The organism is Leptospira meyeri (assembly GCF_004368965.1).
GTDB lineage: Bacteria > Spirochaetota > Leptospiria > Leptospirales > Leptospiraceae > Leptospira_A > Leptospira_A meyeri.
In genome coordinates this window covers 1,124,696-1,137,892 of record NZ_SORO01000001.1, presented here as the reverse complement: position 1 = coordinate 1,137,892, position 13,197 = coordinate 1,124,696, and the positions used below count along the sequence as shown (strand labels likewise).

Genomic DNA, 13,197 nt, shown 5'->3' with positions numbered 1-13,197 from the left:
TTTAGTCTTCCTCGGCTCCTTCTTCTTTTCCAAATCCATAAACGTCTCCGCGAAACCTAACCTTTCTGTTAATCCCTGGTTGGATTTTTCCCACTTCAAAGGTAAACTTCATTCTTTCCTTTCCAGATCGATTGAAGTAAAAAGAAGAGGTGAGGGAGACTTCGATAAAGTTTACCATCCGTTCTTTTGTTATTTTATCGGAGATACGAAATTCTACTGGGTGGCCAATGATTTCGTAAGATTCAAAACTTTCCTTGGATTCCATTTTTCCATAATGTTCCATCCGAGGTGGTTTGTAGAAGGTTGGTCCATTTTTTAAAACGGTAATGGTGTAATCTTCACTATCACGACTTTTTTTGAACTGAAAGATGAGGTGGTCTTCTGAGATCGCATTACAACGTGTAGCAAGGTTACCGGTTTTGCTTCCCACGTGAAAACTTGCAAACCGACTGAGTTCGTCGACCACTAGATCGTATTTGTCTCCGGTTTGTACGGGAATAAATCGGTCGGATTCCTTTCTGGAAATGACCGGATGGATGAACTGGTTGTACACAACAAGTCCTAGTCCCAAAACGGCTACGGTCAATACTCCGCTAAGGACCAGGATGAAACTGTCGAGAATGGCAATACTAAGAAACAAACTTACCTTTTTGTATCTACCTTATGATTTTTGGGAGACGGTAGTGGGGTACGTGTCACTAAAGAAAGTAAGTCTTTCACTTCTTCCGGTGAGATGATTTGGTTTAATTTCTCTTCCAAAGAGGCAGGAGTTGGTTTTAAAACTAAATCCTCTGGTTTTATTTTTGGATCTGCATCAACCTTCGTGACCATTTGGGCCTTGGGAGCCTTTTCTTTGAAAGATTCTTTTCCTTCCTCCGATTGTTTCCCTGTTTGGGTGGGAATCGTAGGGGGAAGTGGTGCGTGTGAGTTTCCTTGAATGTTAATTGTATTCATTTTTCCCAAACCTCCGTGTTCAGGATCAGCTTTTGAGAAAAAAATATCCTTTTCCCTCCCTCAGATTTTCGGACATTTGCCAGGCGGCTTTAGCGAAAATCGATCATTTTTTTAGCTTTTTTCCGTTTGATTGTCCGCTTTATGGCCGGGAAGCTGGCAGGGATGGAAAATATTTTTAAAAAGTGGATGGAAAATCCCATCTCCAAAATCGTCCTAGCGACCAATTTCGTTTTCGCCCTTCTCTTTATCGTCAGTGTTCCTTCCTTTGTTCGGGAATACATTACCCAAGATGCGGTCAGTATCGGCGGAAAAAAATATGACCTGAGTGATGTGAAAGAAACTTCTCCAATTGCGTATTCCAAATTCCAATCGGAATACAAAAGTCTGATAAAAAACACACTTGGAGAGTTTGCGCAGGACAAATTATTTGAACTTGTTGCAAAAGATAAAAACATCAAACCTTCTGAAGTGTTAAACCAAGGTTTCACTCCAACAGAGCCATCAGAAGAAGATATCCTTAATGTTTATATGTCCAACAAAGATCAGTTAGGTGGAAAATCTTTAGCTGAGACAAAAGATAAAATTGTGGGTTTTCTAAAGAGCCAACAAGAACAAGAACATAGCCGAGCCGTTTATCGAGACATCGTAACTAAATATCCAGTTGAGTTTTTAATCAAAGAACCAGCAGCGGTGAGAGTGACAGTAGAAGAAAAGAATAACCCTTCCATCGGACCGAAAGATGCAAAAATTACGGTCATTGAATTTTCTGACTTTGAATGTCCATTCTGTAAGCGAAGTCAAGACGTGAACCAAAAACTTCGTGAAAAGTACAAAGGCCAAATTCGTTGGGTTTTCCGTGATTTCCCACTTCCATTCCACCAAGATGCAATGTATGCACATATGGCCGCTAACTGTTCTGTATCAGAAGGAAAATACTGGGATGTGTTTAACTTGTTTTTTGAAAACAGTGGAAACTTAGGGAAAGCAAATGTGGATACTCTTATTGCGAAAGCTGGTGTTTCTAAAGACAAATACCAATCCTGTATGAGAAATGCTTCGAGTTTAAAAGCAGAAATTGATGCAGACATTCAAGATGGGCAAAAAGTGGGTGTGAGTGGAACTCCTGCATTTTTTATCAACGGGATCTTTGTTTCAGGAGCTCTTCCTTTCGAAAACTTCGATGAGATCATCCAAAAAGAATTAAAACAATAATCATAAATTATAAAATTAAAGGAAAATTTATATGAGCAAAAAAGTAAAAGTTGCTGTTACTGGTGCTGCCGGACAAATCGGATATGCACTCTTATTTCGTATCGCTTCAGGACAAATGTTTGGACCTGACACTGCAGTGGAACTCCAATTGTTGGAACTAGAACAAGCTCTTCCTGCTGCCAAAGGTGTCATTATGGAATTGGACGACTGCGCTTTTCCTCTTTTGGAAAAAGTTTCTGTATCTTCTAACATCGATGAAGCGTTCCGTGACATCAACTGGGCCCTCCTTGTTGGTTCCGTTCCAAGAAAAGCAGGAATGGAAAGAGGAGACCTTCTTAAAATCAACGGTGGAATTTTTACAACACAAGGAAAAGCAATCGAAAAGAATGCGGCAAGTGATGTAAGAGTTTTAGTTGTTGGTAACCCATGTAATACTAATGCTCTTATTGCTATGAACAATGCAAAAGGTGTTCCGTCTGACAGATGGTTTGCGATGACTGGTCTTGATGAAAACCGTGCAAAAACACAACTTGCCCAAAAAGCAGGAGTTCTTGTAAAAGACGTTTCCAACGTAGCGATTTGGGGAAACCACTCCGCAACCCAATACCCAGACTTTTACAATGCAAAAATCAAAGGAAAACCAGCCACAGATTTGATTTCTGACCAGGAATGGCTGAAAGGTGATTTTATCTCTACCGTTCAAAAACGGGGAGCAGCGATCATTGCAGCGCGCGGAGCATCATCTGCGGCTTCTGCAGCAAATGCAGTCGTTGACACAGTGCATAACATCGTAACTCCTACAAAACCTGGTGATTGGTTTAGTGCCGCTTGTCACTCTAACGGTGAGTATGGTGTGGACAAAGGCCTTATCTTCGGATACCCACTGAAATCAGATGGAAAAAAAGTAGAGATTGTTACTGGTCTTGAAATCAATGCGTTTGGTAAGGAAAAATTCGATATCACTCACAATGAGTTGAAAGAAGAAAGAAACGAAGTAAAAGACATGTTAGGTTAATACTCCTTCGTCTTTAGAGAATTCATTCTTTAAAGACTGCTATGTTTGTTTTTAGGAAAGCTCGCAAACCCCTTAAGGGTAGCGGGCTTTTTTATTTCCTAAGAGTCAAGAAGTGCGTTTTGAAACTTGCTTAAGAATTCCCTCGGTCTTTCCAAAAATGGTAAGTGGCTACTTTTTTCCATCACTGTCATTTTGATTTGAGGAAATTCTTTTAAGATGGGATCCCAAGTGTAATAGGGTGCCACCTGAAAGTCTTCTTTTCCCATACAAATCCAAGTTGGAACGGAAAGTTTTTTGAAGTAATCTGATACATCAATATCACGAAACACTTCGCCAAAGAGATAATCAAACGCCAATTTGTTTGTGTGGATTCCTTCCCAAAATTTTCTAGAAGGAAAAGGGATATGATGAAAGCCTTTGGCTTCCAAACTCACACAGTAATGAATGAAAAAATCTTCCGGCGTCCTTTCTATATTTTTTTGAAATTGCATTTGGTTTTGTAAATGGGCGGCTTTACGAATGTCAGATGCTTCCCTCTCGAAATAAACTTCTGCCTCAGACATGGGACTTCCATGACTTGGGCCCGTTGAAACCATCATGAGACTGGTGACATTTTCCGGATATTGGGACGCATAGGCAAGGGCCATATACCCATGTCCAGAGTGGCCAATGATGGGACATGCGGGGATTTTTAACTCTGTTTGTATCAATCTAAAATCTTCGAGTAGTTTCTCTAAAGAATAATCATCTTTTGTTTCTTTTAAGGTTTTGGTTCTCTTTGCAAACCCTCTTTGGTCCACCACCGTGATCTGGTATTGGTTGGCCATCTCACTTGGGATGACTCTTGGATAATACAAAGCACTCCCAATCCAAAATAGGGGAGGGCCATCTGTATTGTTTTTTGCCACTTGGAGGGCAAATCCTTCTCTTTCTATCGTTAGATATTTCCATTCCATAACATTTCCACAGGTTTCGGATTTTTTCTATTTTTGTGATTAGATTATAGTTGCATTATGCAACTATATGGTTGTAAATTGCAACTATATGGTTGTAAATTGCAACTATAAAAGACTTGTCAGTTTTTAAATAAAATTTGGACTAGAATCGTGAAAGGGGAAAACCTCTCAAATTATCTCGGGATTTATATGAGCGAAACTTTGCTTTTGATGAGGAGGTTTCTATCGGATGAATTTATCAAAAAAAGAATTGGGATGCGCTTTGAAGAATGGATGTCACTCCTTCCTTTGGTCGATTCAGAAAACCTAAATCAAAAAGAATTGAGCAAACGTCTTGTCAGAGACAAAACCACAATATCTAGGCTTGTCGATGGTTGGGTCAAAAAATCGTGGGTAAAACGAGTTGTTTTGGATACGGATAAACGTCAGTATCATTTACGTTTCACCAAAAAAGGGAAAGAAATTTGGAGGAAAGGGATTCCGATTGTTCGTTCTGCCGATCAGGTATTTCGTAAGGATCTCTTAGAGAAAGAGGAAAAGGAATTGTATTTACTTCTTTTTAAAATCCAATCGTCAGTTCAATTCGCAAACCCAGAAAACAAATAGAATGATTCATTCTAAAGTTTTTTTAGCAAAAAGAAACCGCTCTTTATTCGAACTGTCTAGTATGATTTTTGTATCTACAAAACCAATTGTTTTTGCCATTTTTTCTAAATCCTTGCTATACAGTGGATGGGTTTCTAACATCAACTTTCCACCTGGTTTCAATCGTCCAAAAATAGAATCTAACAATTGTTTGTGAAATAAATGGAAGTCTGAAACGAATAAGGCCATATGAGGTTCATAGTCGAGTACATCGGGCATAATTTCCGGTTTTTCTGATTCTGGGATATATGGAGGGTTTGAAACAATCAAATCAAATTGTAATTCTTTAGGAAGAGATGAGTCTAAATCAGAAACATAAAAATTAGTTTTTTCTGTTAGGTTGTATTTTTCTGCATTCCGGCGGCTCACATCGATTGCTTTTTCAGATAAGTCAGAGAGGGTCACAACACTCGATGGTAAAAGCTGTGTTAGGCTAAGGCCAATACACCCACTCCCTGAACAAAGATCCCAAATTTGAATTTCATTTGGTTCGACGAAAGATAGTTCTTCTTTTCTTTTCCAAAGGTAGTCCACAAGTTCTTCTGTTTCCGGTCTTGGGATCAGGACATCATCCGTTACAAAATACTCAAATTTATGAAATCCTTTTTTCCCCGTGATGTATGCGACAGGTTTTCTTTTGCTTCTCTCTACAATTCGTTCCCGATACAGGTCGATTTCCTTTTGCCCGAGAGGCATCTCAAATTGAGAATAGAGTTTGATGCGAGGGAGATTTAAGAGATCAGAAAGAATCCATTCTGCATCTACACGAGGGTTTGGAATTTCCTTTTTCTCTAGAAATTCTGTAGACCGTTTTAAATAATAAAGTAGAGTTCCGGGTTCTTCCGCCATATCTTTTGCCCCCAACAGGATTCGAACCTGTGTCCCCAGTTTAGGAAACTAGTGCTCTATCCACCTGAGCTATGGGAGCTTTTACGTAGGTTTACGTTTCTGATTCACTATCCTTTGGAAATCGGAGATATTGTGAATAACAATTTTATCCGGATAGAGATCTAGTTTGCCTGTTTTTACATATTGCATGAGCACTTTTTGGACTTCCCCAACAGGTTGGGCACACCAATTGGCAATGTCATCCACAGTGGCAGAAAGGATAATTTCATTGTATACATCATTGTTATACTGTTTTTCGTATAACATCACAAATACGTCACAGACCTTGCCAATGATATCATCCATAAGTAGGATCATGAGGCGTCGTTTTTGATCATAAATCCGAAAGGAAAAAATGTGAAGGAGTTTCATCGCCAGTGCCGGGTTTTTAGTCATTAACATTTCGAAATTGGCACGGTTGAAGTTGAGGGCTTTCACTTCTGTTACAGCAATGGCAGTGGCAGAACGAGGTTGTTCTTCTAAAATTGCCATCTCTCCCAAGATATCCCCAGCTTCCAAAACATCCAAGGTTTTGATACTGGTTCCAATGGTTTTTGTGATTTTGACTTTCCCTTCTTTGATGAGGTAAAAGTCGTTTCCCGGTTCATACTCGCAAAACAATACTTCATTGGGTTGGAATACCTTTCCAAATTTACCAAACATGGCTTCTAACATTTGGTCGTTCACTATTTGCCTCCTTTGAGTTTGGATTTAGCATCTTCAGAGATACTATCATCCAATGGTGGCATTTGAGTTACCTTTTGGAATAACTGTTTGGCTTTTTCTTTTTCCCCTGAAGCCTCTGTAGCAAGCGCTAGGTGGTAAAGGTTTTCTTTTAACAAAAGACCTTTGGGATATTTTTTTATAAAATTAGAAAAATGAGCGATGGCTCCAGGATAATCCTTGGCTTTGAAACTAGACTTACCCATATAAAATAAAGAATTTTCGACAAACTGTTCTTCTTCTTGGGTAACAGAATCCGTCCTCTCTGATACGGTTTTGAATAGGTCGATCGATTCTGCATACTTCCCGGCATTCATAAGAGTAGAAGCTTTATCGTATTGAGAGAGAATAGAATTGGGATCGATACTAGAATTAGAGTTTTGGGATGGGACTGCCATCGTTTTTAACATTTCCTGAAGTTTGCCTGCCTGGGCACCTGGTTCAGGTTTGTAAACTAACTCTTGTATGGTGAGAGGAAAAGGAGTTTTTTTACGAGCTAAATCGACAAGTTGTCTGGCTCGATCTACGTACATTCCGTCCGGATAATGTTGTAAGTATTTTTCGAAAGCATATGCTGCGTGTTCAAAGTTCCCATTTTTATAAAAAACTTCCGCAACGTTCATCAGTTCAAAAGCCGGGTTCTTGGCTTCCCCTTGTCCGAGGATTTCCCTAACCTGGCGGTGGACCTGGCGGAGTTGGCTCGAGAACACTTTCAGCATTTTGATGATGAGATGTGTTTTGTCTGAGACAAATTTCTCGAATTCGGGGACTTTGAAGACAAGAACTGTAGCGGCTCCAATGACTTGTGCCGTTTCTTCCCTAGGATAACGACCGATGGCACTCTTAACTCCGAAAAACTCACCGAGTTTTACATCCTCTTTCAGTTCCACACCGTTGATATTCGTGTAAGTTAGTACAACACGACCTTTTTGTAGTACAAAGATATCCTCCGCCTTGTCTTTCTCGAAGTAGACGATGGAACCTCCTTTGTAATTACGTACTATGGGACCTGACAACTCATGCCTCGCTTGCGCTTCATTTTCAAAAATTAGGTAAAAAAGCCAAACTCTTTTTATAACCGACACTGTCAGAAACTTGTTTCAAGAGTTTTTTTGGAGAACCAGCAACCAATTTCAATTTACCACCAAAGGATAATTCTTCCGTTTCCAAACCAAAATGTAAAAAGAGAGATCGGTATTCTTCTGAACCATAAATTGGATATCCATCCACCACAACTAAATCGATCTGTTGGAAAGATAGTTCTGACAGATTGACCTCGCTTGCTTTTTTATCATCGTTTATTATGAGTAAATCGGCAGAAAGGCCTGGCATCAGTGCATCAGGATTTCCTAATCTAAATGCTTTCCTTGGGTTTTCCGTGACCATTTTTAATAATGTAGTTTCGGCTAATTCTTCTCCGTACAATCCGAAGTATATAGATTTTGCTGTTTTTAATTCTTCTAAAAGATTTACAGCTCCACTTGGTGAATAATCTGTCCCCAAACAAACATTAACTCCCATGTCTAAAAAGAGTTTAATATTTGTTGTTTTTCCAAAGATATGGAGGTTAGATGTCGGACACCAAACAACTGAGGCACCTTTTTCTAGAATTTTTTCCACTTCTTTCGGTCCAAACGGCAAACAGTGTACGAGTACAGAATGTCCGCCAAGTGCGTCCATTTTTTCTAAAAGACGAAGGGATTGTTTGGAATCATCATCTAATCCTTCAGCAAGATGGGTGACAAAAGGAAGCCCTGCATGTTCTGCCATCCTATATTCTAAAGCTGGGCCTTCTCCCCAACCCAAACTATAATTTCCAATGGAATGGGCTAATGTGTAATCGGAGATGAGTTTTACTGGAAGAATTCCTCGGAATGGATTTTGAACATGATGGGGGATATGATCAAAAACAGTTGTGACACCAGCAAAAAGATTTTTATAAGCACCAAGGTAGTATAAAATTTCAGGATCTATTTGTTGTCGTTCCGCAAAGACCCCGGAACTTTTATACAAATTATCATAGGACAACCAGGACTGGTGTTTTTCATTCCCACCTACTTTGGGAAGATAACTAGCGAGGAGATGGTCATGGGAATTGACAAAACCTGGATAAACTTTTTTTCCTTTTAGCGGAATGGTTACAGAACCATTGTTTGGTGGCAGGTTGCTATCAATTTGCGAAATTTTTTCTCCCTCCACAAGGAGATCGTTTGTTTCTAATTTTCCATTCCGATAAACTGAACCTGATTGGAAGAGGATTGAATACGCCATTAAATTCCTCCCTCCAAAATTCGTTCGGGATTTAAACTTTGTTTTTGTTTGTTCACCTGGAAATACAGGCCTTTGTCTTTTGCTAAGATTCCCAACCTATCTTTTGATTTTACTTGTTGTCCTTCTGTAACTTGGATTCGTTCTAAGTTTCCATAAACTGAATAGAGTCCATTTGAGTGTTCTAAGATCACAAAGTTTTCATACCCATCCATATAATCGACATGTACCACTTTTCCGGGCAGACTCGCACGTACAAGAGATGAGATACCTCTTTGGAATTGGATTCCATTGTGAGGGTCGTAGGTTAGTTCCGAAAACTTTTTTACCACTCTTTCTTTCCTCTCCAAAGGATAAGAGGGTTTTTCTTTGATGAGAGACTCGGGAGAAACAGAAACCTTTTCATTCCCTTTGGGAATCCTAAGGAGTTCTTTTTCATAAAGATTTTCACTTGTGGTACGACCATTTAACTTGGCTAAGGTTTCGGCAGAAACTTTGAATTTTCGGGCGATTCCAAACCAGGAATCCCCTTTGGTCACACGGTAATTAGAAGTTGGCTCTGGTTTTGGGCTTTGTTTGGAAGAAGCAGGAGATACAAGAACGATGCCCAAAAAAAATAGAAAGTATCGAAGATTTCGCATCCGGTAACCCTTCTAAATGTATCGACAGGTCGCAGGGAGAGAGGGCAATAAAAAAGGCGGGTTCCCCCGCCTTTTCCAAAATCAAACCAAAGGGAGAAGGGTTTATTCTTCTTCTTTGTTGTTGACCTTGTATTTTTTCATAAGCTCGTCCGCTACGTTTCTTGGAACAGGAGCATACTTGGAAAATTCCATAGCAAACTCTGCTTTTCCTTGGGTAGAAGAACGAAGAACTGTAGAATATCCAAACATATCAGCAAGAGGGACTTCTGCTTCAATTTTAGCATAACCGTTTTCTTCAGTTGTGTTTAAGATCATTCCACGTCTTTGGTTGACAGACGCAAGGATCGCTCCTTGGAATTCAGTAGGACCTTCTACTTCCACTCTCATGATTGGTTCGAGAATGATCGGAGCTGCTTTTCCGAATCCTTGGCGGAATCCGTAACGAGCTCCAATTTGGAAAGCCATATCGGATGAATCCACATCATGGTAAGCACCGTCATTGATCACACAACGAACCCCAATGATAGGGAATCCAATAAGAGATCCTCTTTCTAAACAAGAACGGAAACCTTTATCACAAGATCCGATGTATTCGCGTGGGATGGAACCACCGACGATTTTATCTACGAACTCGTAATCTTTTCCTTCTTCTTGTGGGATTGGTTCGATGTAACCTGCCACACGCGAGAACTGACCTTGACCACCCGTTTGTTTTTTATGAGTGTAATCAAATTCTGCAGATTTTGTGATGGTTTCACGGTAAGCAACTTGTGGTGCACCAGTGACAAGATCCACACCATACTCACGTTTCATCCTTTCGATGTAAACTTCGAGGTGGAGTTCTCCCATACCTTTGATGATGGTTTGACCTGACTCTTTATCGATTTCTGTTTGGAAGGTAGGATCTTCCTTTGTAAAACGGTTGAGAGCCTTTGCAAGGTTTGGAAGTTGTTTTGATTCTTTACATTCAATGGTAAGAGAAATCACCGGGTTTGGAACAAACATGGACTCCATAGTCACTTTTGCTTTTCCGTCAGTGAATGTATCCCCAGAAGCACAATCGATACCGAATAGAGCTACGATATCTCCCGCTTCCGCTTTTGTGATATCTTCCATATCGTTTGAGTGCATACGAACAAGACGTCCAATGTTATGGCGTTTGTTGTTAGAAGAGTTGTAGATCGTCATCCCTTTTTCGAGTCTACCTTGGTAAACACGAACATAAGTTAACTGACCGTAACGACCGTCTTCTAGTTTGAATGCGAGACAAACGAGTGGTTTCTCTGGATCTGATTCTAAATTGAATTCGTTTTCTTCGTTACCGATTTCTTTTGCTTTGTTCTCAACATCATAAGGAGATGCAAGGTAATCAGCAACTCCGTCTAGAAGTCTTTGAACACCTTTGTTTTTAAAGGCAGAACCCATAAATACTGGAACAAATTTAAGAGCAAGAACACCACGGCGAATCGCTTCTCTGATTCTTGCTTCTGAAGGCGCACCTTCTAACATTTCTTCAGTGAGTTCATCGCTGAAAAGAGAAACCGCATCAAGAAGAGCTTCTCGTTTTTCGTTTGCTTGGTCCTTTAACTCATCCGGGATATCTGTAATTTTGATATCTTGTCCGTTTGGACCTTCGAAATAATATGCTTTCATCTCTACTAGGTCAACAATCCCTTTGAGATCGTTTTCGAGTCCGATAGGAAGTTGTACAGCATGAGCATTGAGGTGGAGTTTTTCACGAAGTTGTTCGATCACTCTCCAAGGGTTAGCACCGGTACGGTCTAGTTTGTTGATAAAGGCAACACGAGGAACGCTATAACGTTTCATTTGTCTGTCTACAGTGATGGACTGAGACTGAACACCAGCAACTCCACAAAGAACCATAATCGCAGAGTCAAGTACACGTAGCGAACGTTCTACTTCGATTGTGAAGTCAACGTGACCCGGAGTATCAATAATGTTGATGGTAATGTCTTTCCAAGTAGCATAAGTTGCTGCTGATTGGATTGTGATCCCTCTTTCTCTTTCGAGGTCCATACTGTCCATAGTCGCACCCACGCCGTCTTTTCCACGAACTTCGTGAATGGCATGGATTTTGTTCGTATAAAATAAAATACGTTCAGTAAGGGTTGTTTTACCCGAGTCAATGTGTGCGGAAATTCCGATGTTACGGATTCTTTCCAATTTAGGGTCGCGTTTTGTTTCTGTCGCAGAGGTCATATTTTCCTCAAAAATAAGGTTAGAGTTGAATTGATTCTACCAAAATCTGAAATCGACTGCGTTTGTAAAGTACTTGGGATTTTTGGTCAAAGGGAAAATCCTGGAGAAAGTAGAGATTAGGGGAATATGCCACTAGCGCGCTTCAATCGATTTTTTCGAACTTTGTCTTTTGCCCGAGTGGTTTGTTTGGGTTTTTTTGCCGCCATCCTCCTTGGTTCCTTTGCCCTTTATATCTCAGAACTAGGGGAACTTTCCTATGTGGACAGTTTTTATCTTTCGGCATCTTCCATTTGTGTGACTGGGCTCTCTCCTGTCCCACTTTCCGGATTAGAACATTCTACACATTGGATCATGCTCTTTCTCATCCAATTGGGTGGACTTGGGATCATCAGTTTTACGGTGATTGTCGGGTTTCTCATTACCCAAGGAATTTCGAGAAATGCCAGATTCAATGCCTTTGTCGGAGCGGCCATCGACACCCAAGCCGAAACGGAATCTCTTGCCACAAACGAAGTCAATCGGATGTTACTCTCCATCATCAATATTTCCTTTTCCTTGGAAATTTTAGGAGCCATTGGACTTTATCTGCATATGCCTGATGGGGTGGAAGGTGGAAACACTCGCTGGTTTTTTTCTTTATTTACTGCCATCTCTTCCTTCAATAACGCTGGTTTTTCGATTACGGATGATCTCAGTGCTTTGCGTCTAGATCCATTTTCCTTATACATAGTTTCTGGCCTTGTGATTTTTGGTGGGATTGGATTTCCCGTGATCATTCTTTTGGAAAAATTCCTTCTCACTGTATTTGTTCGGATTTTCTACCGCATTGAAGTGATGGCAGAAACTTTAATGATGGAGAAGGCATTAAAAACGGGAAACGTTCCTAGGTTTTTGTTATTACCTGCCCAGTTCTCTGCGTTTTTAGAAAACCGGATCGAAGACTATAACAAACATTTACGAGGTGAGACGACAAGAATCCAATCCAAACTTTTGGTATATGGATCTTTCACTTTACTGTTGTTTGGTTTTGTTGGAATTTATTTTTTAGAAAAATCCAACCCACATACATTCCATGGGTTAGCACTTGTGGATAAAATCTCCAACGCTTTTTTTATGTCTGTCTGTTCCCGTACGGCAGGATTTTCGACAATGGATCTTGGGCATTTAAATGACGCAACAGTGATCATCATTACGGTTCTTATGTTTATTGGTGGTGGCCCACAAGGAACTGCTGGTGGTATTAAAATTACCACCTTTGTTCTGTTACTTGCCTATTTGAAAAATGTAATTCAACCCTCCAAACCGGTGATGTTATTTGGGGAAACTGTTTCGAAAAATTCCGTTGCAGTTGCCATTCGCGTTTATTTTCTTGCCACAATTGCTTTGGCCTTTGTCTTTATTTTTCTAGGAATTTTGGATCAAAACCAACATTCGCTCCATGTAATTTTTTTCGAACTTATCTCTTCTTTTTCCACGGTTGGTTTTAGTTTGAACTTAACATCCCAACTAGGAGACATCGAAAAGTTATTTTACGCAGCCGTCATGTATGTGGGTCGAGTGGGCATTTTTACTGTCCTCATTGCCGCCACCGGCCACTCCGGGGTTCCTAAAATGGGAACCGTTGATGACGGTGTGAAAATCCAAGTCGGTTAGAATGGGCATAAAAATCAGTTTT

The 13,197-nt window shown here is 40.2% G+C and carries 13 protein-coding genes and 1 tRNA gene; 4 read left to right on the top strand and 10 right to left on the bottom strand.

Going from position 1 to position 13,197, the window contains the following annotated elements:
* Window position 1: 1 nt before the first annotated feature.
* Together CLV96_RS05345 and CLV96_RS05340 are read right to left on the bottom strand one after the other, a co-directional pair.
* Window positions 2-640: a hypothetical protein gene (locus CLV96_RS05345; protein ID WP_004788309.1), complete on the bottom strand. Its 639-nt coding sequence runs from the start codon at window positions 638-640 to the stop codon at window positions 2-4.
* A gap of 2 nt (window positions 641-642) precedes the next feature.
* Window positions 643-954: a hypothetical protein gene (locus CLV96_RS05340; protein WP_004788721.1), complete on the bottom strand. Its 312-nt coding sequence runs from the start codon at window positions 952-954 to the stop codon at window positions 643-645.
* Window positions 955-1,116: 162 nt separating this feature from the next.
* Between CLV96_RS05340 and CLV96_RS05335 the strand changes: the two genes are divergently transcribed.
* Window positions 1,117-2,166 carry a DsbA family protein gene (locus CLV96_RS05335; protein ID WP_004788564.1) on the top strand — a complete coding sequence of 350 codons (1,050 nt, stop codon included), beginning with the start codon at window positions 1,117-1,119 and terminating at the stop codon, window positions 2,164-2,166.
* Window positions 2,167-2,197: 31 nt separating this feature from the next.
* Window positions 2,198-3,181 carry a malate dehydrogenase gene (locus tag CLV96_RS05330; protein ID WP_004789024.1) on the top strand — a complete coding sequence of 328 codons (984 nt, stop codon included), beginning with the start codon at window positions 2,198-2,200 and terminating at the stop codon, window positions 3,179-3,181.
* Between the two features lie 98 nt (window positions 3,182-3,279).
* Here CLV96_RS05330 and CLV96_RS05325 read toward each other — a convergent pair whose 3' ends face one another.
* Complete coding sequence (locus CLV96_RS05325; protein WP_004789220.1) at window positions 3,280-4,137, bottom strand: alpha/beta fold hydrolase; 858 nt, start codon at window positions 4,135-4,137, stop codon at window positions 3,280-3,282.
* 189 nt (window positions 4,138-4,326) lie between these two features.
* On the opposite strand from CLV96_RS05325, the gene CLV96_RS05320 reads away from it, so the two are divergent.
* The gene (locus CLV96_RS05320) at window positions 4,327-4,743 is read left to right on the top strand and encodes a MarR family winged helix-turn-helix transcriptional regulator (protein WP_051012812.1); all 417 of its coding nucleotides are present in this window, start codon (window positions 4,327-4,329) and stop codon (window positions 4,741-4,743) included.
* A 6-nt stretch (window positions 4,744-4,749) separates the two neighbouring features.
* Here the strand turns inward: CLV96_RS05320 and prmC are convergent, their stop codons facing one another.
* The 7 genes from prmC to fusA all read right to left on the bottom strand — a co-directional run bounded on the left by prmC (window position 4,750) and on the right by fusA (window position 11,522).
* Entirely contained in the window at window positions 4,750-5,631 is an 882-nt protein-coding gene (gene prmC, locus CLV96_RS05315) for a peptide chain release factor N(5)-glutamine methyltransferase (RefSeq protein ID WP_004789100.1), read from the bottom strand.
* 6 nt (window positions 5,632-5,637) lie between these two features.
* Window positions 5,638-5,710 (bottom strand) — tRNA-Arg (locus CLV96_RS05310).
* Between the two features lie 2 nt (window positions 5,711-5,712).
* On the bottom strand, window positions 5,713-6,345 hold the full coding sequence (locus CLV96_RS05305; protein WP_035983956.1) for a Crp/Fnr family transcriptional regulator: 633 nt from the start codon (window positions 6,343-6,345) through the stop codon (window positions 5,713-5,715).
* Between the two features lie 11 nt (window positions 6,346-6,356).
* Window positions 6,357-7,409, bottom strand: coding sequence for a tetratricopeptide repeat protein (locus CLV96_RS05300; RefSeq protein ID WP_035983957.1), 1,053 nt, complete (start codon window positions 7,407-7,409; stop codon window positions 6,357-6,359).
* A gap of 25 nt (window positions 7,410-7,434) precedes the next feature.
* Window positions 7,435-8,664, bottom strand: a complete 1,230-nt coding sequence (locus tag CLV96_RS05295; protein ID WP_004788778.1) for an amidohydrolase family protein — start codon at window positions 8,662-8,664, stop codon at window positions 7,435-7,437.
* Window positions 8,664-9,302, bottom strand: a complete 639-nt coding sequence (locus CLV96_RS05290) for an LIC_10271 family cell wall hydrolase (protein WP_004789048.1) — start codon at window positions 9,300-9,302, stop codon at window positions 8,664-8,666. The genes CLV96_RS05295 and CLV96_RS05290 overlap by 1 nt, the downstream gene beginning before the upstream one ends.
* Window positions 9,303-9,404: 102 nt before the next feature.
* Window positions 9,405-11,522, bottom strand: coding sequence for an elongation factor G (gene fusA, locus CLV96_RS05285; RefSeq protein WP_004788960.1), 2,118 nt, complete (start codon window positions 11,520-11,522; stop codon window positions 9,405-9,407).
* Between the two features lie 126 nt (window positions 11,523-11,648).
* Between fusA and CLV96_RS05280 the strand changes: the two genes are divergently transcribed.
* Window positions 11,649-13,175, top strand: coding sequence for a TrkH family potassium uptake protein (locus tag CLV96_RS05280; protein WP_134151852.1), 1,527 nt, complete (start codon window positions 11,649-11,651; stop codon window positions 13,173-13,175).
* Window positions 13,176-13,197 lie beyond the last annotated feature (22 nt).

What these genes read in the sequence shown, in the direction of transcription:
- CLV96_RS05340 (WP_004788721.1), bottom strand. Translation starts at nt 954, where the DNA reads ATGAATACAATTAACATTCAAGGAAACTCACACGCACCACTTCCCCCT.
- CLV96_RS05335 (WP_004788564.1), top strand. Translation starts at nt 1,117, where the DNA reads ATGGAAAATATTTTTAAAAAGTGGATGGAAAATCCCATCTCCAAAATC.
- CLV96_RS05330 (WP_004789024.1), top strand. Translation starts at nt 2,198, where the DNA reads ATGAGCAAAAAAGTAAAAGTTGCTGTTACTGGTGCTGCCGGACAAATC.
- CLV96_RS05325 (WP_004789220.1), bottom strand. Translation starts at nt 4,137, where the DNA reads ATGGAATGGAAATATCTAACGATAGAAAGAGAAGGATTTGCCCTCCAA.
- CLV96_RS05320 (WP_051012812.1), top strand. Translation starts at nt 4,327, where the DNA reads ATGAGCGAAACTTTGCTTTTGATGAGGAGGTTTCTATCGGATGAATTT.
- prmC (WP_004789100.1), bottom strand. Translation starts at nt 5,631, where the DNA reads ATGGCGGAAGAACCCGGAACTCTACTTTATTATTTAAAACGGTCTACA.
- CLV96_RS05305 (WP_035983956.1), bottom strand. Translation starts at nt 6,345, where the DNA reads ATGTTAGAAGCCATGTTTGGTAAATTTGGAAAGGTATTCCAACCCAAT.
- CLV96_RS05295 (WP_004788778.1), bottom strand. Translation starts at nt 8,664, where the DNA reads ATGGCGTATTCAATCCTCTTCCAATCAGGTTCAGTTTATCGGAATGGA.
- CLV96_RS05290 (WP_004789048.1), bottom strand. Translation starts at nt 9,302, where the DNA reads ATGCGAAATCTTCGATACTTTCTATTTTTTTTGGGCATCGTTCTTGTA.
- fusA (WP_004788960.1), bottom strand. Translation starts at nt 11,522, where the DNA reads ATGACCTCTGCGACAGAAACAAAACGCGACCCTAAATTGGAAAGAATC.
- CLV96_RS05280 (WP_134151852.1), top strand. Translation starts at nt 11,649, where the DNA reads ATGCCACTAGCGCGCTTCAATCGATTTTTTCGAACTTTGTCTTTTGCC.